General features: G+C 65.1%; 24 protein-coding genes, 1 tRNA gene and 1 other RNA gene. 15 read left to right on the forward strand and 11 right to left on the reverse strand.

The annotated features are described in order from the left end of the window. The first annotated feature begins 52 nt into the window (after positions 1 to 52). Complete coding sequence (locus NMB96_RS07880; RefSeq protein ID WP_043889525.1) at positions 53 to 1,645, forward strand: DUF1800 domain-containing protein; 1,593 nt, start codon at positions 53 to 55, stop codon at positions 1,643 to 1,645. Between the two features lie 70 nt (positions 1,646 to 1,715). After that, positions 1,716 to 2,903 (forward strand): DUF1501 domain-containing protein, encoded by a 1,188-nt coding sequence (locus NMB96_RS07885; protein WP_183086919.1) that lies wholly within the window; start codon positions 1,716 to 1,718, stop codon positions 2,901 to 2,903. Between the two features lie 157 nt (positions 2,904 to 3,060). Here the strand turns inward: NMB96_RS07885 and NMB96_RS07890 are convergent, their stop codons facing one another. After that, complete coding sequence (locus tag NMB96_RS07890; protein ID WP_255086623.1) at positions 3,061 to 3,816, reverse strand: M90 family metallopeptidase; 756 nt, start codon at positions 3,814 to 3,816, stop codon at positions 3,061 to 3,063. 8 nt (positions 3,817 to 3,824) lie between these two features. After that, positions 3,825 to 4,139, reverse strand: a complete 315-nt coding sequence (locus NMB96_RS07895) for a hypothetical protein (protein ID WP_255086624.1) — start codon at positions 4,137 to 4,139, stop codon at positions 3,825 to 3,827. Positions 4,140 to 4,183: 44 nt separating this feature from the next. Between NMB96_RS07895 and birA the strand changes: the two genes are divergently transcribed. The 4 genes from birA (at position 4,184) to NMB96_RS07915 (ending at position 7,087) form a co-directional block, all read left to right on the forward strand. Further along, positions 4,184 to 5,194: a bifunctional biotin--[acetyl-CoA-carboxylase] ligase/biotin operon repressor BirA gene (gene birA, locus NMB96_RS07900; RefSeq protein WP_343237633.1), complete on the forward strand. Its 1,011-nt coding sequence runs from the start codon at positions 4,184 to 4,186 to the stop codon at positions 5,192 to 5,194. Next, on the forward strand, positions 5,191 to 5,919 hold the full coding sequence (locus NMB96_RS07905) for a type III pantothenate kinase (protein ID WP_255086626.1): 729 nt from the start codon (positions 5,191 to 5,193) through the stop codon (positions 5,917 to 5,919). The genes birA and NMB96_RS07905 overlap by 4 nt, the downstream gene beginning before the upstream one ends. Positions 5,920 to 6,075: 156 nt before the next feature. Next, a complete protein-coding gene (locus NMB96_RS07910) occupies positions 6,076 to 6,978 on the forward strand; it encodes an SPOR domain-containing protein (protein ID WP_255086627.1) in 903 nt (300 codons plus the stop codon). 33 nt (positions 6,979 to 7,011) lie between these two features. After that, positions 7,012 to 7,087, forward strand: a tRNA-Thr gene (locus NMB96_RS07915). 320 nt (positions 7,088 to 7,407) lie between these two features. Here NMB96_RS07915 and tmk read toward each other — a convergent pair. From tmk to NMB96_RS07940, 5 genes are all read right to left on the reverse strand, one after another. After that, entirely contained in the window at positions 7,408 to 8,091 is a 684-nt protein-coding gene (gene tmk / locus NMB96_RS07920; RefSeq protein WP_255086628.1) for a dTMP kinase, read from the reverse strand. Between the two features lie 592 nt (positions 8,092 to 8,683). Continuing rightward, the gene (locus NMB96_RS07925; protein WP_255086629.1) at positions 8,684 to 9,226 is read right to left on the reverse strand and encodes a GTP-binding protein; all 543 of its coding nucleotides are present in this window, start codon (positions 9,224 to 9,226) and stop codon (positions 8,684 to 8,686) included. Further along, positions 9,223 to 10,140 (reverse strand): hypothetical protein, encoded by a 918-nt coding sequence (locus NMB96_RS07930; RefSeq protein WP_255086630.1) that lies wholly within the window; start codon positions 10,138 to 10,140, stop codon positions 9,223 to 9,225. Before NMB96_RS07930 ends, NMB96_RS07925 begins: the two co-directional genes overlap by 4 nt. Before the next feature lie 93 nt (positions 10,141 to 10,233). After that, on the reverse strand, positions 10,234 to 10,593 hold the full coding sequence (locus NMB96_RS07935; RefSeq protein WP_006452081.1) for a roadblock/LC7 domain-containing protein: 360 nt from the start codon (positions 10,591 to 10,593) through the stop codon (positions 10,234 to 10,236). Between the two features lie 63 nt (positions 10,594 to 10,656). After that, entirely contained in the window at positions 10,657 to 11,109 is a 453-nt protein-coding gene (locus NMB96_RS07940) for a roadblock/LC7 domain-containing protein (protein WP_006452080.1), read from the reverse strand. A 473-nt stretch (positions 11,110 to 11,582) separates the two neighbouring features. On the opposite strand from NMB96_RS07940, the gene rocF reads away from it, so the two are divergent. From rocF to NMB96_RS07975, 7 genes are all read left to right on the forward strand, one after another. Next, entirely contained in the window at positions 11,583 to 12,506 is a 924-nt protein-coding gene (gene rocF / locus NMB96_RS07945) for an arginase (RefSeq protein ID WP_023905530.1), read from the forward strand. 109 nt (positions 12,507 to 12,615) lie between these two features. After that, entirely contained in the window at positions 12,616 to 12,768 is a 153-nt protein-coding gene (locus NMB96_RS07950) for an entericidin A/B family lipoprotein (RefSeq protein WP_006451340.1), read from the forward strand. A 78-nt stretch (positions 12,769 to 12,846) separates the two neighbouring features. Further along, entirely contained in the window at positions 12,847 to 12,981 is a 135-nt protein-coding gene (locus NMB96_RS07955) for an entericidin A/B family lipoprotein (RefSeq protein ID WP_006451341.1), read from the forward strand. A gap of 242 nt (positions 12,982 to 13,223) precedes the next feature. Then, positions 13,224 to 13,433 carry a CsbD family protein gene (locus NMB96_RS07960; RefSeq protein ID WP_006451342.1) on the forward strand — a complete coding sequence of 70 codons (210 nt, stop codon included), beginning with the start codon at positions 13,224 to 13,226 and terminating at the stop codon, positions 13,431 to 13,433. A gap of 172 nt (positions 13,434 to 13,605) precedes the next feature. Then, the gene (locus tag NMB96_RS07965; RefSeq protein ID WP_255086631.1) at positions 13,606 to 14,895 is read left to right on the forward strand and encodes a tryptophan--tRNA ligase; all 1,290 of its coding nucleotides are present in this window, start codon (positions 13,606 to 13,608) and stop codon (positions 14,893 to 14,895) included. Between the two features lie 200 nt (positions 14,896 to 15,095). Next, the gene (locus NMB96_RS07970; RefSeq protein WP_425520911.1) at positions 15,096 to 16,040 is read left to right on the forward strand and encodes an MBL fold metallo-hydrolase; all 945 of its coding nucleotides are present in this window, start codon (positions 15,096 to 15,098) and stop codon (positions 16,038 to 16,040) included. A 1,202-nt stretch (positions 16,041 to 17,242) separates the two neighbouring features. Next, positions 17,243 to 18,895: a M28 family metallopeptidase gene (locus NMB96_RS07975; RefSeq protein ID WP_255086946.1), complete on the forward strand. Its 1,653-nt coding sequence runs from the start codon at positions 17,243 to 17,245 to the stop codon at positions 18,893 to 18,895. Positions 18,896 to 19,007: 112 nt separating this feature from the next. Here NMB96_RS07975 and NMB96_RS07980 read toward each other — a convergent pair. After that, positions 19,008 to 19,084: non-coding RNA, sX9 sRNA (locus NMB96_RS07980), on the reverse strand. 58 nt (positions 19,085 to 19,142) lie between these two features. Next, positions 19,143 to 19,613, reverse strand: a complete 471-nt coding sequence (locus NMB96_RS07985; protein ID WP_023905524.1) for a Rap1a/Tai family immunity protein — start codon at positions 19,611 to 19,613, stop codon at positions 19,143 to 19,145. 89 nt (positions 19,614 to 19,702) lie between these two features. Between NMB96_RS07985 and yedA the strand changes: the two genes are divergently transcribed. Both yedA and rarD read left to right on the forward strand, forming a co-directional pair. After that, a complete protein-coding gene (yedA, locus tag NMB96_RS07990) occupies positions 19,703 to 20,599 on the forward strand; it encodes a drug/metabolite exporter YedA (protein ID WP_255086633.1) in 897 nt (298 codons plus the stop codon). Next, the gene (gene rarD / locus NMB96_RS07995) at positions 20,596 to 21,507 is read left to right on the forward strand and encodes an EamA family transporter RarD (protein ID WP_255086634.1); all 912 of its coding nucleotides are present in this window, start codon (positions 20,596 to 20,598) and stop codon (positions 21,505 to 21,507) included. The genes yedA and rarD overlap by 4 nt, the downstream gene beginning before the upstream one ends. Positions 21,508 to 21,701: 194 nt before the next feature. Here rarD and NMB96_RS08000 read toward each other — a convergent pair whose 3' ends face one another. Both NMB96_RS08000 and NMB96_RS08005 read right to left on the reverse strand, forming a co-directional pair. Beyond that, the gene (locus NMB96_RS08000) at positions 21,702 to 22,817 is read right to left on the reverse strand and encodes an alpha/beta hydrolase family protein (RefSeq protein ID WP_255086635.1); all 1,116 of its coding nucleotides are present in this window, start codon (positions 22,815 to 22,817) and stop codon (positions 21,702 to 21,704) included. Between the two features lie 188 nt (positions 22,818 to 23,005). Beyond that, on the reverse strand, positions 23,006 to 24,331 hold the full coding sequence (locus tag NMB96_RS08005) for an ABC transporter permease (RefSeq protein WP_425520912.1): 1,326 nt from the start codon (positions 24,329 to 24,331) through the stop codon (positions 23,006 to 23,008). Positions 24,332 to 24,334: the final 3 nt, after the last annotated feature.

The raw sequence follows: 24,334 nt of genomic DNA on the forward strand, positions 1-24,334 counted from the left end.
CGTTGGCTTGACCATACTGGGCCGGTTGCAGGCCGTTGCGATGGAGAACTGCATGTTCGAGCGCGTTGCACAGGCACGGTGGGTCACTGCACTTTCCGTCCGGACACCTCGACAGCGCAGATGGCGCGTGCCGTTGCTGTTGGCGGGCTGCGTCGTCGTGCTGTCGTGCAGTGCCGCCGAAGCGCCATTGACGCCAGCACAGACACGCTGGTTGCAGCGTGCCACCTACGGCGTGGATGCCGATAGCGCGGCGCAGCTGCAGCGGCTCGGCCCCAAGCGCTACGGCGCACTGCTATTGCAAGCCAGCGACGATGCCGCATTGCCAGCGCCGATCCGTGCACAACTGCAGCAGTTCGATGCGCTGCACACGCCATTGGTGACCTTGCTGACGCAATACGAGGCCGACAAGATCCGTCTGCAAACGCTGCCCGATGGCGATGAGAAGGCTGCCTTGCGCAAGACCTGGCAGGCGCGTGGCGGTCAGATGCTGACCCAGGCGCGTCAGGCGCAATTGCTGCGTGCGGTGTATGCGCCGGCGCAGCTGCGTGAGCAGTTGGTGTGGTTCTGGCTCAATCACTTCAGCGTGTACGCCGACAAGGGGCGCGTGAAATGGATGGCGGCCGATTACATGGAAAACGCGATTCGTCCGCACGCCACCGGCAAGTTCGCCGACCTGGTGATGGCGACGCTGGAAAGCCCGGCGATGCTGGAATATCTGGATAACGCCAAGAATGCCAAAGGCAAGGTCAACGAAAACTACGCGCGCGAATTGATGGAGTTGCACACGCTGGGCGTGCATGGCGGCTACAGCCAGCAGGATGTGCAGCAACTGGCGCTGATACTGACCGGCGCCGGTCTGGTGCCGATCAAGGCCGAAGGCGCGCCGCCAGTACCAACCGCTGCAACAACGGGGCAGGCACAGGTCGTGCGCAAGGGCCTGTTCGAATTCAATCCTGCGCGCCATCAACCCGGCGACAAGACCTTGCTGGGCCAGCGCATCGCCGCTGGTGGTCTGGATGAGATCGAACGTGCAGTGCAGCTGTTGGTACGGCAACCGGCGTGCGCGCAGTTTGTGTCGCAGCGCCTGGCCGAGTATTTCGTCAGCGACAAGCCACCGGCTGCACTGGTCGCGCGCATGGCAAAGACCTTTCAACGCAGCGATGGCGATATCGCCAAGGTGATGCAGGCCATGCTGGACGCGCCGGAATTTGCGCAGGCGCAACCGCGCAAGTTCAAGGATCCGAATCGGTTTGTGGTCTCGGCCATGCGGCTGGCGTACGAAGATCAACGAGTGGTCAATGCCGCGCCGATGGTGAGCTGGGTGCAGCAACTCGGCGAGCCGGTGTTCGGGCGCATCACACCCGATGGATGGTCGCTGCAATCGCGGGCGTGGACCAGCTCCGGGCAACTGGCGCGACGCTTCGAGGTAGCGCGTTCCCTGGGCAGCGGACCCAAGCAACTGTTTCGCTTCGATGGCGATAACGACACGCCAATTCCTGTGCTGACGCAGATCGATACGCGTCCATCGTATCGCTGGGTTGCACCGTCGCTTTCCAGCGGCACGCATGAGGCGTTGGGCCAGGCGCGTTCGCCGGCGGAGTGGAATGGGTTTTTGCTGTCATCGCCGGACTTCAACTATCGCTGATCTAGCGGCCGCTGATTCAACGACTGCTGATTCAACAATCGCCGAACGGTTATCGCCGCAGGAGTGCACCATGCAACGACGTCAATTTCTGCTTGCCTCCGCAGCGGCCGCGAGTCTGCCGTGGTCCGGTCGTCTGTTTGCCGCGCCACGCGACAGTGCGCGCATGCTGGTGGTGTTTCTGCGTGGCGGCTACGACAGCAATAATCTGCTGGTACCGCACGCCAGCGATTTTTATTATCAGGCGCGGCCGACCCTGGCTATTGCGCGTCCGGATGCTGCCAATCCAAAGAGCGCCGTTGCGTTGGATGCGCAATGGGGTCTCAACCCGGTGATGCGCGATGCGATGTTGCCGCTGTGGCAACGCAAGCAGCTGGCCTTCGTGCCGTTTGCCGGCACGGACGATCTGTCGCGCAGCCACTTCGAAACCCAGGACGATATCGAATCCGGCCAGGCCGGCAGGCAGCGCCGCGATTATCGGTCCGGTTTCATGGCGCGCTTGTCGGGCGTGCTCAGCGGGGTGCCGGCGATTGCGTTTACCGATTCGTTACCGCTGACGTTTCAAGGCGGCGGCGATTTGCCCAATGTGTCGTTGCGTGGGATCGGCAAAGGCGGTCTGGATGCGCGGCAGGCGCAGATCCTGTCGCAGATGTACGACGCAACGCCGCTTGCGGCAGCCGCGCGCGAGGGCCTGGCATTGCGTCAGCAGGTGACCGCGCAGCTGCGCGAAGAGATGGAGCAGGCCGGCCGCGGCGCTGCCAGTGCGCGCACCTTCGCCGACGAAACCCGGCGCATGGCGAGCCTGATGCGCGACCAGTACCGGCTGGGATTCGTCGATGTCGGCGGCTGGGATACACATGCCAACCAGGGCAGTGTCGAAGGTGGGTTGGCGAACAATCTGCGTAATCTCGGCGAAGGGCTGGCGGCATACGCCGATGCCTTGGGGCCGGCATGGAAGGACACCGTGGTGGTGGTGCTCTCCGAGTTTGGCCGCACCTTTCGCGAGAACGGCAGCAAGGGTACCGATCACGGGCACGGCACCACGTATTGGGTGCTGGGTGGCGGCGTGCAGGGTGGTCGTATTGCTGGCGAACAGGTCGCGGTCGAACAAACGCAGCTGCTGCAGAACCGCGATTACCCCGTGCTTACCAATTACCGCAGTCTGTTTGGCGGTCTATTGAGTCGATTGTGGGGGCTGTCGCCAGCGCAGTTGGAGCGGGTGTTTCCCGGTGCCAGGCCGCGCGATCTCGGGCTGGTGTGAGTGCATTGCAGCGTGCTGTTGAAATCAGCAGTGCCGAGCGGGCACTTGGACGACATTGCGCAGCGGTGTTTTCAATTCGGCCAAGCGTGTGCGAGCACCGCGCGCGAAGCGGTTGCATTGCAACCATCGCAAGCAACGCGTTGGTGCCACCACACCCTCAGCGCTGCGCTGAAGAAGCAAACGGCGAAGGCCCGTAAAAACGCGTCAACTGCGCGGCGACATCCGGCATGACGCGCGCGATCACTTGCGGCGCCGAGAAGTGATATTCGCTCACGACCGCGAAGAATTCTTCCGGTGCCTCGGCGGCATACGGATCGATCTCGGTGTCTTCGCCGGCATCCACGCGTTGGCAGAACGCATCGAAGGCCTGCTGGAAATCGCGTGCCCAGGCGCGTTGTGCATCGCGTGGCAGCGGCGGGGTGCCGTCGAGGGCGCCATCGAGTGCATCGAGCTTGTGCGCCATCTCGTGCACGATCACGTTGAAGCCGGCCTGCGGGTCGTCCAGATCGGCCTGCACATCGGCCCAGCTGACGATCAGCGGGCCTTGCTCCCAGGATTCGCCGATCAGCGTGTCGTCCCAGGCATGCATTACCCCAGCCGCATCCACATGCGTGCGCTGCACACGAAACGCGTCCGGGTAGACGATCAGTTGCGACCAGCCGCGCCAGCCCACTGCACCGATTTCCAGCAGCGGCAGGCAGCAGGTGGCCGCCAGCAGCACATGATCGTGCGCATGCAGCTGCAACCCATCGACCGGGGAAATGGTTTTTTGCTGCAGGAACTGTGCGGCCAGCGCGCGCAGACGGTGCTGGCGGGGCGGATCGAGCGCGGCGACCCAGGCGCAGCCGCTGCAGACCGGCAGCCATAACGCATCAGGAATGTCGATGGGCGGCCGGCGCAGCCAGCGCGACAACCACTGGATCAGCGGAACATGCCCGGCAGAAAACTGTGCCAGCGCGGCATCGTGCGCATGCGTGGGAACAGCGCGTCGCCATCGCCGCCGCCGCCGCCGGTGGCCGGCGTGGGCTTGTGCGCGGGAGCGCGTGCCGGTGCAGCGGCCTCGCCATTGGGCGTCCTGCCGCGCGCAGCCGAATTGGTGCTGACGCAGCTCTCATGGTCGCCATCGACCACTTGGTCCGATGCCAGCGCGGCAAGCGGAGCCAATAACAGGAGCAGGCAAACCGTGATTCGGCGCATCGTCCACATCCAGGGCAAGCGGCGTGAGTTGGCGATCATAACGCGCTTTTCACTCCCTCACGCAAGCCGTGCTGGGCGCCCGGGTGGGCTTGGCGCATACTTTCACGGATCGATTTGGGGACCTTGCCGTGGATGACCGCGCGTTGCTGGCCAAACTTGCGAGCGGCCGGCTATCCGGCGATGCGCTGGCGCGCGATGCCGGGTTGACCCGTGCGGCAGTGTGGAAGCGCATTCAAAATTTGCGCGCAGCCGGGGTCGACATCGAAGGGCGGGCCGGAGACGGCTACCGTCTGGCGGCGGCGCTGGATCTGCTGGAGGCTGTGCGGATTCGTGCGGCCATGTCGAGCGATGCGCTGGCGGGCCTGGCTGCACTCGATGTCGCCTGGACGCTGGAATCCACCAACACCAGCTTGCTGGCGCGTGCGGCGCCCGAGCGGGGCGTGGCGGTGCTGCTGGCCGAGCGTCAGACCGGTGGGCGCGGCCGTCGCGGCCGGCAATGGACCTCGCCGCTGGGTGCGCATATCTATCTGTCGGCCTCGCGCCGTTTCAGCGGTGGGTTGGGCCAGCTGGCCGGGCTCAGCCTGGCGGTGGGTGTGGCGGTGGCCGAAGCCTTGCGCGGTTGCGGCTTTGCCGATGTCGGGCTGAAGTGGCCCAACGATCTGCTGGCGTGCGAGCGCAAGCTGGGCGGCCTGTTGATCGAAGGCGGCGGCGAAATGGCCGGCAATGCGCGTGCGGTGATCGGACTGGGCTTGAATGTGCACATGCCGGCCGCGGCGGCCGCTGCGATCGACCAGCCGTGGGTGGATCTGGATACGCTGGCCGGCCGTGCGGTCTCGCGCGATACCGTGGTGGCGGCGGTGTTGTCCGGGCTGCTGCCGGCGCTGGATCTGTTCGAGGCACAGGGGCTGGCTCCGTTCCTGAGTCGCTATGCGGCCCTGGACGTGTTGTGTGGCCGCGCGGTACAGGTCGAAGAGGCTGGCACCCGGCATCACGGCGTTGCGCTCGGTCTGGCTGCCGACGGCGCGTTGCGGGTGCAATTGGGCGAGACGGTGCGCCTGTTCCACTCCGGAGAAGTGAGCGTGAGACCTGCATGAGCGAGTGGTTGTTCGATCTTGGAAATTCGCGGTTCAAGTACGCCCTGCTACAGGGAGATCGCGCCGGCGATGTGCAGGCGTGGCCGCACGGCGCCGAGGCGATGGATGCGGCCGCACTGTCGGCGCTGCCGACCGGGCGCATCGCGCATGTGGCCAGCGTTGCTGCGCCGACGTTGACGCAGCGGATGCTCGCCTGCCTGCACGAGCGCTTCGATCAGGTGCGGATCGTGCGCACAGCGGCCGAATGCGCCGGCATCCGCATTGCATATGCGGACCCGAGCCGCTTCGGCGTGGATCGCTTTCTGGCGCTGCTCGGCGCGCGTGGCGAGGCACCGGTGCTGGTGGCCGGCGTGGGCACTGCGCTGACCATCGATATGCTTGGGGCTGATGGGCAGCATCACGGCGGGCGCATCGCTGCCTCGCCGACTACCATGCGCGAAGCGCTGCATGCCCGCGCGGTGCAATTGCCGGCCAGCGGAGGCAATTATGTGGAGCTGGCCAACGACACGGACGATGCACTGGCGTCCGGTTGCGATGGTGCGGCGGTGGCGCTGATCGAGCGCAGCCTGCAGCACGCGCAACGCAGTTTGGGCGTGCCGGTGCGCTTGCTGGTGCACGGCGGCGGCGCGCCACCGTTACTGCCGTTGTTGCCCGATGCCACGTTCCGCGCTGCGCTGGTGCTGGATGGGCTGGCGATCTGGGCGAGGTCTGCGTCGGCGCCCTGAGGGCGGTGATCGAAACGATGCGCAGCCGCCAGGTGGGCGGCCGGTGCTCGGCATCGGGATGTCGCGCTCGTACACTGGGGTCACTGGCTGCCTGCCGCTCGCGCCGAGTCGTCGAGTTCTCGCCAGCGGTTATCGGCCACTCTTAGAATCCATTGCATGTATGTACGCGCGCTCATCGTTGTCTTGATCGTCCTCAATGCCGGCGTGGCGTTGTGGTGGGCCCTGCAGCCGGCACCGGCCGCGTTGGCCGCTCCGGCGCAGCCGGCGGGTGTGGCACGGTTGGAGGTGTTGCCGAACATCGCAACAGGCGCGGCGGCTGCGATATCGAGAGAGGCAGCAACAGCAGCTGCAGATACAGATGCTGCGCCGGCAGCAACATCGGTTGCACCGGCACCGGCACCGGCACCGGCACCGGCACCGGCTCAGACATCAACGGAACAAGCGGCGGCGGCCGCTTCGACAGCTGCGGCTACCACCGCAGTGGCCGAAACATCGCCAGTACCGTCCGAGATTCCGGCCACAACCAAGGTCGCTCCGAAACCTGCCGAGGTTGCTGTGGCGCCTGCACCAAAGACATCGCCAACGGTGCCGACTCCCGCGCCCGTTCCAGAGCGCTGCGCCAGCCTGGGCCCCTATCCGGCGCGCGCGGACGCCGATGCCGCGCTGGCACGCATTCGTAGTCAAGCCACGCGCAGCAGCGTGCGCGAAGACAAGGACGCCGGGGTCAGCACGTTCCGGGTGATGCTGCCCAGCGTGGGCGATCGTGCCGCGGCGCAGGCATTGGTCAAGCGCATCGCGGCGGCTGGCATCGGCGACTATTACGTGATTGCGCAAGGCGAGGACAACTCCGTCGCGCTGGGCCAATACCAGAGCCGCGAGCGCGCCGAGCGGCGTCAGGCGAGCCTGGTGAGTGCGGGGTTTCCCGCGCAGCTGATGCCCAGCGACACCGGGCAATCGCGCTGGTGGATCGATGTGCGTAGTGCCTCGGCACCCACTGCGTTGCAGGGTGCCGCGGGTGCAACGCGTCAACGATCGCTAGATTGCTCCGCGCTGCGCTAGAATGCGCACCGGCGCGCAATGCGCTTGGCCTTTGCCGGCATAGCTCAGTTGGTAGAGCAACCGCCTTGTAAGCGGTAGGTCCCCAGTTCGAATCCGGGTGCCGGCACCATCTTCGATCCACAAGTTCGTGCACACACCTGTTCTGGCCGTGCTGTCGTTTGGGTGCGTTTTCTGTGCCTGCAATTTTCACTGCAGCCGATTGCCACGCACGGTGGTTGTGCGGGCCAACGCGACATCCTCTATCGGAATATTGATTCCTTTATGAGGCGAAGCGCTTGGTGAAGGAGCGGTTTCGTCGGGAATTGTGGCTGGCCGTACCCTCACCCCAACCCCTCTCCCGCGGGGAGAGGGGCTTTAGATAAGTTGCGCGTTGCGCGCAAATCGTATTGCGCAGTTTGTTGTTGCCTGCGCGTAAGCACGCGCAGCAGATCAGGCCGGGCGACCGGCCGATAGCAGTTTCAGGACAGCCCTTTCTGCATCGGTGTGCGCAGCGTCGCCGCTCAGCCGTTCGGCCAGTGCGGCAACGACGATAGCGTGGGCTTGGCGTAGCACGCTGTCTGCATCTGCGCTGGCGTCCACCACGTGTTTGCCCGGCAATTGCAGGGCATTGAAGATGGCGCGGCAGCGTTCCAGGTTGTCCTGGGTTTCGAAGTGGTTGGGGGCGTCGCCGCGGGCGCGGATGCGCGCCAGGCCGGTGGGCGGTGGCAGGTCGAGCAGCAGCAGCACGTCCGGGCGCGGTGCGAAGGCGTTGCGTTCCAGCAGCGCGTCCAGCGGCAGGCCGGCGGCGCCCTGGTAGGCAACCATCGACGGAAAGTAGCGGTCCAGGATCACGATGTCGCCGCGTGCCAATGCGGGCGCGATGAGGGTGTCCACATGTTCGTGGCGGTCGCGGATCAGCAGCTCGGCTTCTTCGTCCGCGCTCAGGCGGCCGGTGGCGGCGGACTGACGCAACTGGGTGCCCCAGGGGCCGTTGGTCGGCTCCTTGCTCAGTACGACGCGGACGCCGGCCGCTTCCAGGGTGGTGGCCAGGCTGCGGGCGAGGGTGGTCTTGCCGGCGCCGTCGATGCCTTCGATCGCGATCAACAAGCCGCCGGGCTTCAGTTCGATTGTCATCGCGCTACTTTATCCGATCGTGGCGATAGGTCAGTACTGCGGCAGCGTCTTTGCGGCGCGCTGCAGTTGTCGATTCTGGCGGGTCAGGTTGCCGCCGCGGGCAGTGACGCTGCCGTGCGCCGAAGCGCGCGTCGAGATCGCTTGATGTCTGCCTGTTCGACGAGTTGCCGTGCAACAGCAGCAGCAAGACAGTCGCTAGCTACTGGCTACGCGGTGTGCGGTCACCACAGGTGGGTGCGCCGCTTGGCAGCCAGGCACCCAACTACGCGCGCGTAAGCCGCATGGTGCCGCGACGGCCTGGCTGCCCATCGCCACCGCTATTGCCGACGCGATATCACGGGTATGTCCTGCGCGATGTCGGGAACGTCCCGATGTCCTGGCTTTTGATCGCGCGCCATACTGAACAAGTCAGACAAAGCGCTCGAATGTATGACGTTCGCGTCGTGTGTCTGGCATCAAGGAAGATGGACGCGTCGCCGCCACCCTAGAGGCGGCATCCCCCGCGTGACGCCCTTTCAGGCACCGTCGTGACCGGATTCCTTGTTTTGTCTTGCGTGTCGATCACGCAGGTACGCGCGCCAGGCGCTGCCGATCAGCTGTGCGCCGAAGTGTAGCGATAGGACAGCAGCGATTTCACCAGGAAGGTGATCTGGGTGGCCGAGCGCGCATCCACGCGCATGACCGGGATGCGAAAGCCTTCGGCAACCAATGCATCGCGGAACGGCGGCAGCAGAAAATCCTGCATTTCGTCGGTCATGGTGATGCCCACCGCCATACTTGCCTCTGGTGCGATCTGCGAAAATTCACGCAGCAACGTCAGCGTGGCCTCGAGCATCTGCGGATCGCGCGCGCTGGTCAGCACGATCACACCCAGTGCGCCGTCGCAAACCAGTGGCCACATGAAATCCAGGTATTTCTGGCCCGGCACGCCGTACACGTGCAGCAACTCGCCGTCTTCCAGCTCGATCGAGCTGTAGTCCAGCGCCACCGTGGTGTAGGTCTTGTCGCCGTAGGCATCCTGGCTGAGCGGCATCTCGGTGCTGACCGGCTCCACGTCGGAAATGGCGCGCACTGCCGTGGTCTTGCCGGCGCCCATGCCGCCAACGAACACCAGTTTGTTGGCCGGAAGACTCATGACTGCGCCTGAAAAAGAGAGAGGCCAAACCGACGTGCGACCCAGGAGAAGAACCGGGAGTTGCTGCTGTCCGGACGAGTCTGCGTTGCAGGCACGGGAATCTCCGCAGTCTGGGCAAGGCCACTGGCAAGTGCAGCGGCGAACAGGCATTCCACCGTTTGCAGCGGCAGCTTGCAAGCATTGGCCAGCGCCTGCGCGCGCCACGGACGCGCATGCAGGTGGGCGATGGCGAGCAACTGTGCGGGCGAGCTGGTCTCGGCACTCAGTTCCGGCCATTGGCGCAGCTGTAGCGCATGGCTGGGTTCCACCGCCGGCAGCGCGGGCCGCAGATGCTCGGGCAGGGCGAAATACAGCGCTTCGAACGAGATGCGTTGCGTCAGTGCGGCATCGGTTGTGTCCGGTGCGACCTGCCAACCGGGGCGATCCAGTGCGGCGACCAGTTCGGACAACGGCAGGCCGGGTGCAAGTTGCACGCAGGCATTGGCCGGATCTACACGGACGTGCAGCTGCGCGTGGCGTAGCAGCACTGCAGCGTTGCCGAATTCACCGCGGCAATGGCGGATCAGCAGCGCCGGTTCGGCGATCTGCACGTTATGCGGCGAGGACAGCAGCAGACGCAGGTGTTCGTTGAGTTCGCGCACGGTGGCGCCGTGCTTGATCCATGCGCCGGCGACCGGTGTCCGCGACACCACCAGCACGCGCATCGGCTGGCCTTGCAGCGCCTGCCATGCGGCCAGGCCGTCGGCGCTTTCCAGACCCAGTACCACCACGTCGGCCGCGTGGTGCGGCCATTGCCCCAATTGCACGTCGACGCGCTCGGCCAGCAGCAGCGAGCACGCCAGTTTCAGGCGCGTGGTGTGCAGCAGGTCCAGGCCGGCCGTAGCGACCCGCAGGGCGTGAATGGGTATGGTCATGACATGGCGCCGCATCGGCGCGTTGGAGTGCGACGCCTGCCGGTGCAGACCGGCAGGCCGGACAGGCGACGCGTGTGCGCCGCCAGGTTGGCATCAACCGAAGTCGAGGGTCTTTTCGAACGCCTTGAGCTCGTGACGGGCCATCGCCAGATTGGCCTTGGCGCGGTCCAGCACGACGTACAAGAACAGTGTGCCGTTGCTCTCCAGCGGACGCAGCAGGTGGTACTGACGGGCCAGCGTGATCAGGATGTCTTCGATGGTGTCGTTCAGACCGAGCTGCTCGGCGATGCGACGCTTGGCACGCACCACTTCGGTATTGCCGGCGGCGGCCAGTTCCAGGTTGAGATCGGTGCCGCCGGTCATGCCCAGTGCCATGCCGCTGTCGCTATCGACCAGTGCGGCACCGACGAAGCCGGCGATTGAATGCAGGTGTTCCAGATTGAGTTGTGCCACGGGACGTCCTTACAAGCGGTGAGTAATGGGTGCGCGAAAGGCAAGCACGAACAATGCCAAGCCTCAGGTCGCCGGTTGCGCCATGGCCTTGGCCAGACGGCCGGCGCAGTCGCGCGCGTTGAACAACAGTGCGGCGGCATTGAGCTGTGGGCCGCCAATTGCGGTGAGCGTCAGCGGTTTGTCGGCGCGAATGCGGATCAGCACCAGCTGGCCGCCACGGGTGCTGACGGTGGCGTAATCGGCCTCGCTCAGACTGGATTCGCGCGCCAGGGTCTCGCCCAGGGTCAGAAACGAATTGGCCATCGCCGCCAGACGCCGACCGTCGACATCCAGACTGGATTGCTCGGTAATGGCGCGCCCGTCGGCGGTGGACAGCATCAACAAACGGATGCCTGGCTCACGCTCGATGGTCTGCGCGAACTCGCGACCGATGCGCTGCAGGTCGTACTGATGCGACGCCCGCGCGACCTCGCCCACGGCAGCCTTGACGACCTGGTTGACGGCGTTGTGCGGCATGAATTTCTCCCCTGTACAAAACGCGCTGCGCGATGAAAAAAACCTGTCGATGGCACTGATGACCCGCGCTGGCGGGCAGACAGTGGCACCGGCATCTCCAGCCATGGTCTAACTGTGCGGGCAGGCAGGCGCATTCCGCAAAGCACAGATGCGCCACAAACTGCCCAACCACGTCACGTGAAGCAGCAATCAACCTCTCGACGCAGCTGACAAGCGAGCGCGGCTGGTGGTCGGTAGTGCTCCGGTCGAGATGGATCACGCTGACACCGCAGCCTTTGCGCATGCCATCCGCTCCCGTCCGACGCTTGCCCGACGCTTGCCCGCTACGGGGTATCGGCCGCTGTTCGGATTGCTGCAGTGGCAGATGCGATTGCGTGATTGGTGACGCAGGCCGCGCGCCGTGCTGCGCTGCCGCGCGTCAGTGCGCGGGCCGACGACTAGACTTCAGCGCTTTCTCGATGCTGGAGCAATGCATGGCGACGCAGTACCTGCCGGTTTCCCTGATTGGCGTTCCCACCGACATCGGTGCCGGCCACCGTGGCGCGCGGATGGGGCCGGAGGCGCTGCGCATCGCCGGCTTGCAGGAGGCCTTGATCGGCCGCGGTGTGGAGGTGCGCGACCTGGGCAATCTGAATGGCCCGCGCAATCCCTGGCTGGCCCCGCAGGCAGGCTACCGGCATCTGGACGAAGTGGTGGCCTGGAACCAGGCGCTGATGGACGCCAGCTACGCTGAACTATGCGCCGGGCGCATGCCGATCATGCTCGGCGGCGACCACTGCCTGGGCATCGGTTCGATCACCGCGGTGGCCAAGTACTGCCGCGAACAGGGGCGCCCGCTACGGGTGCTGTGGCTGGATGCGCATTCGGACTTCAATACCAGCGAGGTGACGCCATCGGGCAACGTGCACGGCATGCCGGTGGCCTGCCTGTGCGGCCTGGGCCCGCAGGCGTTGACCCATCTGGGCGGCAGCGCGCCGGCCCTGCTGCCCGAGCAGGTGCGGCAGATCGGCATTCGCTCGGTGGACCCGGAGGAGAAACGTCTGATCAAGCAGCATCGCATCGATGTCTACGACATGCGCTACATCGACGAGGCCGGCATGAAGCGCACCATGGAGACTGCCTTGCAGGGCATGAGCGCGGACACCCATCTGCACGTGAGCTTCGATGTGGACTTCCTCGACCCCAGCATCGCGCCGGGCGTGGGCACCACCGTGCCCGGTGGTCCCAACTACCGCGAGGCGCAGCTGGTGATGGAGATGATTGCCGACACCGGGCGTATGGGGTCGCTGGACATCGTCGAACTCAATCCGGTGCTGGACAACCGCAACGCGACCGCCGAGCTGGCGGTGGATCTGGTGGAGAGCCTGTTCGGCAAGTCCACGCTGATGCGAGATTGATCGATTGCTGAACGCGGCGCGCCACGTTCACATCAAATCCACGGCCACGCAGTCAGATTTGGCGCCAAGCGCGGTGCGTTGGCACCGAATGCAGAACTGAGGAAGACCGATGAAGCGACTGCTGACACTGATGGTGCTAGGCCTGTTTTCGGCTGGCGTGATGACTGGCTGCAACACCATGGCCGGCGCCGGCAAGGACATGCAGGGCGCAGGTGAGAAGGTCGAAAAGAAGGCCGATAATTGCAGCGACGGTAAGTGCTGATTCCAGGTTTTGTCTGATCTTGTTGTTCGAATTGATTGATCTGCGGCACGTCGCCGTTTACCCACGAAGGAGTTTGTTATGAAGCGTGCAATTATGCTGCTGGTGCTGTCGGTGTTTTCGGTCGGTATGTTGGCGGGTTGCAACACCGTCGCAGGTGCCGGCAAGGACGTGCAGGGCGCTGGCGAGAAAGTGGAAGACGCTGCGCGCAAGTGATCTAGCGCTGCATGCTTAGAAAAAACGGGCCGCAAGGCCCGTTTTTTTTGCCCATGTTTTCGGGAACTGCTGCGTTCGACGCGCCAGTTCTGCGTGTATCGACATGCGCCGCGTGCACCGCAGGCGTAAGCGACCATTCAGTGCGGTGAGTCCGGGTTTGACAGCTTTTGATCTGCAGCGAACGCGTCCATCGGCAACCTGACGCCACGGTCAATCGCGGCCGCATCAAGCGGAGTCAACGCATGAACACTGACATCATTTCCGGTAAGTGGACCCAGCTCAAAGGCAAGGCGCAGGCCAAGTGGGGCGACCTCACCGACGACGATTTCAAGATCGCCGAAGGCAATGCCGAGTATCTGCAGGGCAAGCTTCAGGAGCGCTACGGCTGGGATCGCGATCGCGCCCAGACCGAAGTGCGCGCCTTCGAAAAGTCGCTGCGCGACGACACCTGAGCCATCCGCAAGGTCGCTCACGCGATGAAGTGAGCGACACCTGCACACGACGGGCCGCCTGATGCGGCCCGTTTTGCGTCTGCGGGTGGGATAACGCATGCAAAGCCGGCGCGTCCATGCCCGGTGCACGGAACCGCTAAACTTGTGCGCTGACTTCCTGGCCTTCATGCAGATGACCACTCGCGTTCTTACCGGTATCACCACCTCCGGCACCCCGCACCTGGGCAATTACGTCGGTGCGATCCGCCCGGCGATCCAGGCCAGCGCCGGCGCCGATGCGGAGAGCTTCTATTTCCTGGCCGACCTGCACAGCTTGATCAAGGCGCAGGACCCGGCGCGGACGCAGCGCTCCACGCTGGAGATCGCCGCCAGCTGGCTGGCCTGCGGGCTGGACCCGGAAACGGTGTGGTTCTATCGCCAATCCGATGTGCCGGAGACCACCGAGCTGCTATGGCTGCTCACCTGCGTGGCCGGCAAGGGCATCCTCAACCGCGCGCATGCCTACAAGGCGGCGGTGGACAAGAACCGCGCCGAGGGCGAGGACGAGGACGCGGGCGTGAGCGCCGGCTTGTTCATGTACCCGGTGCTGATGGCGGCGGACATCCTGATCTTCAACGCGCACAAGGTGCCGGTGGGACGCGACCAGATCCAGCATATCGAGATGGCGCGCGATTTCGCCCAGCGTTTCAATCATGTGTATGGGCGCGACTTTTTCACCTTGCCCGAGGCGGTGATCGACGAGCAGGTGTCCACGTTGCCAGGCCTGGACGGCCGCAAGATGAGCAAGAGCTACGGCAATACGATTCCGCTGTTCGCCCCACGCGAGGAACTGCGCAAGCTGGTGTTCTCCATCCTCACCGATTCGCGCGCGCCCGGCGAAGCCAAGGACACGCAGGGTTCGGCGTTATTCCAGCTGTATCAGGCCTTCGCCACGCCGCAGGAAACGGCTGCATTTGCCCAGGCCTTTGCCGATGGCATCGGCTGGGGCGATGCCAAGCAACAGCTGTTCGAGCGGATCGACCAGGAAATTACGCCGCTGCGCACGCGCTATGAGGCGCTGATGGCCGAGCCGGCGAAGATCGAGGCGATTCTGCGCGCCGGTGGCGCACGTCTGCGCGCACGCTACGCCACGCCGTTTCTGGCCGAGTTGCGCGCTGCGGTGGGTCTGCGCGATCTCTCCAGTCAGGCCGCGACGACGTCCGTGGACGCAGACGAAAAAGTCGCACCGCCGGTGTTCAAGCAATATCGCGAGAGCGACGGGCAGTTCTACTTCAAGTTGAACGATGGCGCCGGTGCGTTGCTGCTGCAGAGCGATGGCTTCGCCTCGCCACGCGATGCGGGTCAGTTGATTGCACGCTTGAAACAGGCCGAGCAGGCCAGTGATCTGCAATTGCCGGGCGTGCATGCGCAGGTGGATGCGGAGGTGATTCTTGTGGCGATGCGTGTGTTGCGCGAGGGGTGATCGGCGCGGAGCAATGCATCGCGGCTGACGGCTGACGGTACGAGGTGATCGCCTGGCCGTGCGATGTCGAATTCCGATAAGCGCAGCCTGACGGCAGCGCTGTCCAGGCGACTGATGCATCGCTGCCTGGAACTGCGAACACAGCCAGCGCAAAGACCTTGCGCCTACACTGCGGTTTCCTGGGCAAGCATGGTGTGGGAATGACAGCGATAGCCGATTCCAGCATCCAGACCATCGATACCGGCTTTGGCGGTGTGCAGTTCGATGCGGCGTACCTGATCGTCGAGGCGCAACGTGGCGCCTTTGTCGATTGCGGTACTTCGCTGTCGGTGCCGCACATGCTGGCTGCGTTGCACTCCGCCAGGCTGACGCCTGCGCAGGTGGAGTGGTTGATCCTGACCCATGTGCATCTGGATCACGCTGGCGGCGCGGGTGCTTTGCTGCAGCACCTGCCCAATGCGCGCGTGCTGGTGCATCCGCGCGGCGCGCCGCACATGATCGATCCCACCCGGCTGATTGCCGGTGCCACCGCCGTGTATGGCGAGGCGGAAATGGCGCGCAGTTATGGCGCCATCGTGCCGGTGCCCGCCGAGCGGGTGGTGGAAGCAGCCGATGGGCAGACCGTGATGTTGGGCGAGCGCGCGCTGCGCACGATCGAGACGCCCGGGCACGCACGGCATCATCTGTGCGTGTGGGATGCACGCAGCCGCAGTTGGTTCACTGGCGACACCTTCGGCTTGTCGTATCGCCAGCTCGATAGCGCACAAGGCGCTTTCATCCTGCCGACTTCTTCGCCGGTGCAGTTCGAGCCGGAAGCGATGCTGCACTCCATCGCGCGGCTGATGGAGACCGCGCCGGCCGCGATGTATCTGACCCATTACGGACGTGTCACATCGCCGGGGCCGTTGGCGCAGGCGTTGATCGAGCAGATCCATGCGATGACCGCCATTGCACTGAGCTGCGCACAGCGTGCGGACCGCCATCGCTGCATGGTGGCGGCGTTGAGTGAGCTGTATCTGGAGCGCGCCCGCCTGCACGGTTGCCGCCTGGACGATGCGAGCGTGGCGCAGTTGCTGGCCACCGATATCGAACTCAACGCGCAGGGCCTGGCGTGCTGGCTGGATCGCGCAACGCGGACGAGTTAGCGCGCTTGGAGCGGCTGACAAAATCGCTTGAACGCTGCATCGGTGGCGGCAACGTGTTGGCCGCACTCGCCTTGGCTGACAAGTGGAGTGATGTCGGGAATGGCAGTGACGTTGCTCGCATCGAAAAGAGCCGATCAGACCGCAGCGCAACGCGCACTGCTCGCAACCATGCACCAAAACTTGGTTGGTCGAGGGTGCGGTGCCCTCACCGCCCGCGGGACACGCCGCAAGTACGTCCGTGTAGGCTCGGTGGCGGCATCCATGCCGCCACACGGTCCCGCAATCGGTGAGGACACCGCACCATAAAGTTGGCCGGTGGTTGGGTGAAAGCCTGCCTGTGATCGCGTTGCGTATTGGGTTGCGAAGCTGATCGCCGCAGCGTTATCCGAACAACACACGTCATGCGTTGCTTGCAACCATGCGCACCGACCATCTCGACGGGTCCTTGCCCGCCTACCGTCGCGGGACCTTATGCGGCATGGATGCCGCAGAAGAGCTTAAAGGGACGTACTTGCAGCGTGTCCCGCGATGGTGGGCGGGCAAGGGCCCTGCAGCAAAGCGGCAGATCAATCGCTCTGCAACTGCTCTATCCGCAGTGTCCAATCACTTCCACGATAAGCGGGATTTCGAATAGCCATGCACATCGACCATCTCGATTGGTCCTTGCCTGCCCACCGTCGCGGGACCTTACGCGGCATGGATGCCGCGTAAGAGCCTACAGGGACGTACTTGCGGCGTGTCCCGCGATGGTGGGCGGGCAAGGGCCCTCCAGCAAAACGGCAGATCAATCGCTCTGCAACTGCTCTATCCGCAGTGTCCAATCACTTCCACGATAAGCGGGATTTCGAATAGCCATGCATACCGACCATCTCGACTGGTCCTTGCCTGCCCACCGTCGCGGGACCTTACGCGGCATGGATGCCGCGTAAGAGCCTACACGGACGTACTTGCGGCGTGTCTCGCGATGGTGGGCGGGCAAGGGCCCTGCAGCAAACCAGCAGATCATCCACTCTTAAAAACCGACCCGTCCAAACCGTTCAACCACCTCTCAAGACGACCGAGAGCTTGAGTTTCAGCACAGCTTGGATGTTCCCAAGCGGTGAGGACATCGCACCTGGCAACGCGTGCCATCGCTCCAGTGTCGGCCGCACGCTTGTAAACTATGTGTCATCTATCTGTTGCAAGGCCACGCCGTGAATCCGATGCGCATCCTGTTGTTGTCCGCCTGCCTGTTTGTGGGAGGCGTGGCGCAGGCCGCCAACGATCTGCCCAGCGGTGGCATCGATGCCGAGGCGTTATCGCGGCATGTACGCCTGCTGGCATCGGACGAATTCGAAGGGCGCGCGCCGGCCAGCGCCGGCGAGCAGCGCACCGTGGATTACTTGGTCGAGCAGTTTAAGACGGCAGGGTTGCAGCCGGGCGGCGAGCAGGGCGGTTGGACCCAGGCAGTACCGTTGGTACGCGCGCAGGTGGATGGCCCGGTGCACGCCAGCCTGCGTGTCGGCGGCAAGACCCAGACCCTGGTCAATGGCACCGATGTGACCTTGCAGAGTCTGCGCCCGCTGGATGCGGTGGCCTTGAAGAACGCACCGCTGGTGTTCGTCGGCTACGGCATCAGCGCGCCGGAGCGGCAGTGGGACGACTACAAGGGCGTGGACCTGCGCGGCAAGATCGCGGTGGTGCTGATCAACGATGCCGATTTCGAAGCGCCGCAGCCTGGCGCATTCGATGGCAAGGCGGTCACCTACTACGGCCGCTGGACCTACAAGTACGAAGAGGCCGCACGCCGCGGCGTGGCAGGCGTGTTGATCGTGCACGAGACCGCGCCGGCCGCGTATGGCTGGGCGACGGTGCAGAGTTCCGGCTTGTCGCCGTTGTTCGATATCGAACGCAGCGATGCCGATGCGAGGGCGCAGCATGTGCCGGTGCGCGGATGGATGCAGCAGGCATTGGCGGTGTCGCTGTTCCAGCGCGCCGGGCTGGATTTTGCTCAGGCCAAGCAGCGGGCGCAGCAGCGCGATTTCGCGCCGATCGTGTTGGGCGATGCCACGCTGTCAGTGGACTTCAAGCTCAAGCGCGAGCGCGTGGTCACCCATAACGTGGTGGCCAAGCTCACCGGCAGCCAGCATCCGGACGAAACGGTGATCTTCTCCGCGCACTGGGATGCCTTCGGTGTGGGCAAGGCCGATGCCGGCGGCGATACTGTGCGTCGTGGCGCGGTGGACAACGCTACCGGCGTTGCCAGCGTGCTGGAACTGGCGCGCGTGTTCGCGGCCGGCCCCAAGCCGCAGCGCACACTGTATTTCATCGCATTGACGGCAGAAGAAAAGGGCCTGCTTGGCGCCAACTATTACGCCGCGCATCCGCTGGCGCCGTTGGACAAGACCGTGGCCGTGCTTAACATGGAGATGTTCAGCCCGGACGGCCTCACCCGCGATATCGCCTCGTGGGGACGTGGACGCGTCTCGCTGGAAGGCGAGTTGGAACAGGCCGCCAAGGCGCGTGGACGCAGCTATTCGCCGGATCCGAATCTGGAAGCGGGCTTCTTCTACCGCGCCGATCATTTCGCGTTCGCACGCATGGGTGTGCCGGCGATTACTGCAGGCCCCGGTCTGGACATGCTCGAGGGCGGTGTCGCGGCCGGCAAGGCGCTGCGCGATAAATACTTTGCCGAGTGCTATCACCAGCCCTGCGATCGCTGGACCCCGCAGTGGGATGCCAGCGGCCACGCGGCCGATACCACGCTGGTCTACGACGTGGGCGTGGCGCTGGCCAATGGCCGGCAGTGGCCGAGCTGGCAGGACGGCTCGGAGTTCAAGGCCATCCGTACCAAGAGCGATGCGGCGCGCAAGTAAGCGCGCAATGGTGAGGGCATCGCGCCCTCGACCAACCGGGCGACATTCGACTGCCCGGCGCTGTGGTCAACGCTCGGGTATTAATGGTTGCCGATGGACCTGCTCTAAGAGCGGCTGACAAGCCGTAGTGAGCAGTCGTCAGGTGGGTGCCGACGGCGCGCTCAGAACCGGAGTGTACGAGTGGTACATGCGCACCGAGCACCGGCCGCGCCCGCCTGGCGGTGAGCGCAATCGTTTATTAGCCGCGCTAAGGCTTGCCAGGATTGCGCTGCGCGTTGCCCGCCGCAGCCTTGGCGCGCGCGCCGCCGCAGGGATAGCGTTTGGCCAGCGCCTGGACGATCAAGTCAGGCGCTGCTTGGTCCTGGCGCGCGTCGGGCAGCGCGCCGATATCGGCGATGATCGCCTGCAGATCCGGTGTGCCTGCCTTGCCTGCCGGCATGCACCACTGCTTGCGGTAGCTGGCGCTGGCGACGCCGAGTAGGTAAGCGCCGGCGCGGCTGGCCGAAACCAGGACCTTGAATTCGAGCTGCGCTGGCGCGTCGATTTCCGGCGCCAGCGATCCGTCCAGCCCGGCCTCGATCAACTTGCGCCCGCTGAGTTCCCAGGGCTCGGGTGCGCGTGCCGATGCCGTGGTGGAAAGCGTGGTCAGGGCGGCCAGGGCCAGCCAGGGAAGACGAAGCTGCATGTGCACTCTCGGATGCGGGTCGGCTTGCACCATACCGCGATAGACGCCCGCTGGCTGCGTGCGGCCTCGGCTTGGGCATCTGCTCTAGAATTGAAGCTTCCGCTGTACTTGGCACTGTTCCGATGTCTTCCTCTCACGACGCTGCCGCGCCTGCGCGCAGCGGGTTGGTCGCTCTCGCGTTGTTGCTGGTCTACGTGGTCTGGGGCTCGACTTATCTGGCGATCCGGTTTGCGCTGGAAGGTGGCGCGCTGCCGCTGACCATGGTGTCGGGCACGCGCTTCATCGTGGCCGGCACGGTGCTGTATGCGGTACTGCGCTGGCGTGGTGTGGCCGCGCCGACGCGTGCGCAATGGAAGAACGTGGCCTTGATGGGCGCGGCCTTGTTGCTGCTGGGCAACGGCATGGTGGTATTGGCCGAGCGCAGCGTGTCGTCCGGACTGGCCGCCACGTCGGTTGCATCGGTGCCGTTGTGGATGGCGCTGTTCGGCGCGTTGCGTGGGCAGCATGCCAGCCGTGGCGAATGGATGGGCATCGTGATCGGCTTCCTCGGTGTGGTCTGGCTCAACGCCGGTAGCAGCCTGACCGCGACGCCCGGCGGATTGGTGTTGTTGCTGATCGCACCGATCGGCTGGGCGTTCGGTTCGGTGTGGTCGCGCGGGCGCGATCTGCCCTCGCCGTTCATGACTGCCGCCGGGCAGATGCTGTGCGGCGGCGTGCTGTTGGTGAGCGTCGGCCTGCTGATCGGCGAGCGCCCCCACAGCTTGCCGACACCGCAGGGGCTGCTGGCGGTGGCGTACCTGTGCGTGTTCGGCTCGATCGTGGCGTTCACCGCCTACGTGTGGCTGCTGCATCACGTGCGCCCGGCGTTGGCCGGCAGCTACGCCTACGTCAACCCGGTGATTGCGGTGGGGTTGGGCGCCTGGCTCGGGCATGAGCGTTTCAGCGCGCACGATATCGGTGCGATGGCGGTGATTCTGGCGGGCGTATTGGTGGTGACGTTGGCCAAGGCGCGGCGATGAGCGCGGTCTCGCCGATCGAGGCGCGTCGCGGCCTGTTGATCACCGCATCGACCTTCGTGATCTGGGGCCTGGTGCCGCTGTACTGGCATCTGCTCAAGGCGGTGCCGTCGCTGCAGATCATTGCGCACCGCATCGTCTGGAGCACGGTGCTGGTAGTGGCGTGGTTGCTGGCGACATCGGGGCTGCGTTGGTGGCGCGCCATCGCCGCGCAGCCACGCGCGTTGTGGATGCTGGCCGGCAGCAGCGTGGCGATCGCGTTCAACTGGGGCCTGTACATCTGGGCGATCAACGCCGGGCATGTGATCGAAGCCAGCCTGGGCTACTTCATCAATCCGTTGCTGAGCGTGTTGCTGGGCGTGCTGGTGCTCAAGGAACGCCTGCAGCGCATCCAGTGGGTGGCGGTGGCGTGCGCCACACTGGGCGTGTTGTGGTTGACCATCGATGCCGGTGCGCCGCCGTGGATCGCACTGGGACTGGCGTTTTCGTTCGGTGCCTACGGCTTGCTGCGCAAGTTGGTGGCGGTGGATCCGGTGGCCGGGCTGGGCGTGGAAAGCGTGTATCTGTTCGTACCGGCGTTGCTGCTGGCAGCATGGGGCGAGCAGGGCCATGGCGGCGCCTTCCTGAGCGGCTGGGAGTTGCGCACCGACCTGCTGCTGATCTTCGGCGGCGTGGTGACGGCGGTGCCGCTGATCGGGTTTGCGTATGGCGTGCGGCGGATTCCGCTGTCGCTGGTGGGCATCCTGCAATACATCGGGCCGAGCCTGCAGTTGCTGCTGGGCGTGTGGTTTTTCCACGAGCCGTTCGATCAAGGACGTGCGATCGGGTTTGCGGCGATCTGGGTGGGGCTGCTGTTGTTCGTTGGCGACAGCGTGTTGCGTTCGCGGCGGCCGGCTGTGGTGGTTCCCTAAGCATCGGTCGTGCGCGCTCCGGCAGCCTGCCGTTGTACGGCTCCCGTCTGGATGCGGGTGACTACCAGACCACTGCGCTCAGCGCCGTGCGGGCGCAGTCGCTGCTCGACATCGGCATGTCATTTGTAAACGCCGGTCAGGAGCGTGCGGTCCGCTCCCATTGAGGACCGCGCGCGACGTTTTGTCGGCCGCTCTCAGCCGCGCGGCGCCACTGCCGGTGTCGCCACTGCGAGCGTGGAGGTCGGCAGTGCCTGTGGTGCGGGACAGTGGCTCGGGTTCTGTTGCGTTTGCGCCAGCCATTGATCGATGGGCCCGCCGAGCAGATCCAGCCGCAGAGGCAGGCTCAGATGGTTTTCTCCCGGCAACTCGACGTAGTGCGCGCGCGGGCTGGCCAGCGCCAGCGCACGCCCGTGTGCGACCGGGATGTGCTGATCGGCATCGCCATGCAACAGCAGCACGCAGCTGCGGGTGTCGGCCAGGGCGTGCGCGACATCGACATGGTCCAGATCCAGCTTGAGTTGGCTGTCGGCGGCGGCGATCACCGCATCGATATTCTGATCGGCATAGCGCCAACGTGCATACGCAGCCACCGCTTGCCCGCGCCAGCCGTTCGGTTGGCTGGTGAGCAGGTGCGGCACCATGTCGCGGATGCCACGCCCGGCATTGGCGAAGGATTCCATTGCCACCACACCGGCGACGCGCGGCCCAAGTTTGTCGGCGGTGAACAGCGCGGTGGCAGCGCCATAGGAAATGCCGAACAGATACAGCGGGCCGCGGATTTCGCCGCGCGGCTGCAGCGCATCGAGCACATCGATCACGTCATCGGATTCGCGTGTGCCGTAACCGGATGGGCCTCCGCCAGAATGGCCGTGATTGCGCAGGTCGATGGTGATCACCCGGTAGCCGGCCTGCGCCAATTCCAGCGACCATGGCAGCAGCGAATCGCCATCCATCATCCAGCCGTGCAGCAGCACCACCGTCCCGCGCGGCGTCGGCGGGGTGGCGGTGGGCACCTTGAAGCTGAAATCGACATCCAGCACATGCGCCGGATCGTTGCGCTGGCCGAGATAGCGGTACTGCATGGCGTACTGGCCGGGATCGATGGCGCGCCAGAAGATCGGTACCTGATCGCGCGTCACCACATGCCCGCTGCGGTTGGGCACCGTGGCGATGGTGGCGGCGATGCGCTCCTCGTCCAGCAACGGTGATACGCCACCGGGCGCTACCAGGCGCTCGCTGAGCGAGGTCGAGGACGAAGAACAACCGGCCAGCCAAAGGCAGGCGCAGGCCAGCAGAATCAGGCGCATCATGGCGAGAGAATCGATGGATGAAACGGCCGAGCAGGCTACGGCCTGCCCGGCCCGCGCATCTACCGCATTGCAGTGACAAAACGATGACAGACTGCAATGTGTTCAGCCGCGGCACCCGCGCTCAGCTGCCTTGGCTGCAACAAATCCCGAATCCCGCCTCCCAAATCCCAGCGGGCCAACAGCCCGCCTTACACCTCACGCAATGCCGTGGTAATCGGCAACCGCGCCGCGCGCAACGCCGGGAACAGCCCGCCGACCAGGCCAATACCCAGCGCCCATTTCAGCCCGCTCCACAACAGCTCCGGCGAGACCTTGAACTGGAACACGATCTGGCTGAAGTTGTTGCCCAGCGTGGACACGCTATAGCCGTTGAACACCGCCCAGGCGATCAAGCCACCGAGCAGGCCGCCCAGCAATGCCAGCAACATGGTTTCCAGCATCAGCGCCATGATCACCGGCGTGCCGCGAAAACCGATTGCGCGCATGGTGGCGATCTCGCGCGCCCGCGTGGCCACCGCCGCATACATGGTGTTGAGCGCGCCGAACACCGCGCCCACCGCCATGATCGTGCCGATCACCGTGCCCAGGATGCTGATCAACTTGTTCAAGCCGCCGCCCTGCTTGCCGTAGTACGCGCGGGTGGTTTCCACATCCAGCTTGAGCCGCGGGTCGGCGGCCATGGCGGTCTTGAACTGGCTAAATCCAGCCTTGCCCGCGGTGCGTACGCTGATCGACTGATAGGCGCTGCGGTTGTAGGTGGTGGCCAGCGTCTGCGCATCGGTCCACAGCTCCGAATCGTGCGCATCGCCGGAGGCGAACACGCCGACCACGGTCCATTGCTGGCTGCCGAGGGTGAGCGTTTTGCCCAGTTCCAGCCCGCGGAACTGATTCAACGCGCCCTTGCCGACCACGATCTCGCGCAGGCCGGTGGTGAAGTGCCGGCCCTGCACGAGCTTGACCTTGTCGTGCACCGCCCAGGCCTGTTCGCCCACGCCACGCACTTGCGCGTTGACGTCGGTGCCATCGGACTTGGAGGCGATGTTGACCACCTGCGAGAGCTCCGGCGACAGCAGCGGGCGGCCGTTGGCATCGGCAGCGATGCCGGGCAGGCTGCTGATCAGCGGCACCAGGTTGCGGGTGATCACCGAGTTGGTTTCCGCCTGCGAGCCGCCGCGCAACACAATGGCAGTGGTGTCGTCGCCGGTGTTGTTGAGCGTGGCCTGGAAGCCCTGGCCCATCGCCAGCATCGCCACCAGCACGCCGACCACGCCGGCAATGCCGACCACGATCACCGAGCTGGCACCCCAGCGTTGCGGCAAGGTAGCGATGCCGATACGCGCGGCGGCCAACGACAGCCGGCCGCTGCGTGTGGCCACCAGCCACACCGCCAGCACGACGGCGAGCACCAACACGCCGATCCACGGCAGCGCGATCCACACGCCCAGCCCGACGGCCAGCAACACGACCGACACCAGATTGACGAGACGGTTCTTCCATTTGGTTTGCATGTGCATGCT

Source organism: Xanthomonas hortorum, from assembly GCF_024339125.1.
Lineage (GTDB): Bacteria > Pseudomonadota > Gammaproteobacteria > Xanthomonadales > Xanthomonadaceae > Xanthomonas > Xanthomonas hortorum.

Bases quoted from the DNA above. Each gene is read 5' to 3' on its own strand.
- NMB96_RS07955 (WP_006451341.1), top strand. From the start codon at position 12,847: ATGAAGCGTGCAATTATGCTGCTGGTGCTGTCGGTGTTTTCGGTCGGT.
- NMB96_RS07975 (WP_255086946.1), top strand. From the start codon at position 17,243: ATGCGCATCCTGTTGTTGTCCGCCTGCCTGTTTGTGGGAGGCGTGGCG.
- NMB96_RS07905 (WP_255086626.1), top strand. From the start codon at position 5,191: ATGAGCGAGTGGTTGTTCGATCTTGGAAATTCGCGGTTCAAGTACGCC.
- NMB96_RS07965 (WP_255086631.1), top strand. From the start codon at position 13,606: ATGACCACTCGCGTTCTTACCGGTATCACCACCTCCGGCACCCCGCAC.
- NMB96_RS07925 (WP_255086629.1), bottom strand. From the start codon at position 9,226: ATGAGTCTTCCGGCCAACAAACTGGTGTTCGTTGGCGGCATGGGCGCC.
- NMB96_RS08005 (WP_425520912.1), bottom strand. From the start codon at position 24,331: ATGCACATGCAAACCAAATGGAAGAACCGTCTCGTCAATCTGGTGTCG.
- NMB96_RS08000 (WP_255086635.1), bottom strand. From the start codon at position 22,817: ATGATGCGCCTGATTCTGCTGGCCTGCGCCTGCCTTTGGCTGGCCGGT.
- NMB96_RS07950 (WP_006451340.1), top strand. From the start codon at position 12,616: ATGAAGCGACTGCTGACACTGATGGTGCTAGGCCTGTTTTCGGCTGGC.
- NMB96_RS07970 (WP_425520911.1), top strand. From the start codon at position 15,096: ATGACAGCGATAGCCGATTCCAGCATCCAGACCATCGATACCGGCTTT.
- rarD (WP_255086634.1), top strand. From the start codon at position 20,596: ATGAGCGCGGTCTCGCCGATCGAGGCGCGTCGCGGCCTGTTGATCACC.
- NMB96_RS07960 (WP_006451342.1), top strand. From the start codon at position 13,224: ATGAACACTGACATCATTTCCGGTAAGTGGACCCAGCTCAAAGGCAAG.
- NMB96_RS07985 (WP_023905524.1), bottom strand. From the start codon at position 19,613: ATGGTGCAAGCCGACCCGCATCCGAGAGTGCACATGCAGCTTCGTCTT.
- tmk (WP_255086628.1), bottom strand. From the start codon at position 8,091: ATGACAATCGAACTGAAGCCCGGCGGCTTGTTGATCGCGATCGAAGGC.
- NMB96_RS07885 (WP_183086919.1), top strand. From the start codon at position 1,716: ATGCAACGACGTCAATTTCTGCTTGCCTCCGCAGCGGCCGCGAGTCTG.
- NMB96_RS07930 (WP_255086630.1), bottom strand. From the start codon at position 10,140: ATGACCATACCCATTCACGCCCTGCGGGTCGCTACGGCCGGCCTGGAC.
- NMB96_RS07895 (WP_255086624.1), bottom strand. From the start codon at position 4,139: ATGATCGCCAACTCACGCCGCTTGCCCTGGATGTGGACGATGCGCCGA.
- rocF (WP_023905530.1), top strand. From the start codon at position 11,583: ATGGCGACGCAGTACCTGCCGGTTTCCCTGATTGGCGTTCCCACCGAC.
- yedA (WP_255086633.1), top strand. From the start codon at position 19,703: ATGTCTTCCTCTCACGACGCTGCCGCGCCTGCGCGCAGCGGGTTGGTC.
- NMB96_RS07910 (WP_255086627.1), top strand. From the start codon at position 6,076: ATGTATGTACGCGCGCTCATCGTTGTCTTGATCGTCCTCAATGCCGGC.
- NMB96_RS07940 (WP_006452080.1), bottom strand. From the start codon at position 11,109: ATGCCGCACAACGCCGTCAACCAGGTCGTCAAGGCTGCCGTGGGCGAG.
- NMB96_RS07880 (WP_043889525.1), top strand. From the start codon at position 53: ATGTTCGAGCGCGTTGCACAGGCACGGTGGGTCACTGCACTTTCCGTC.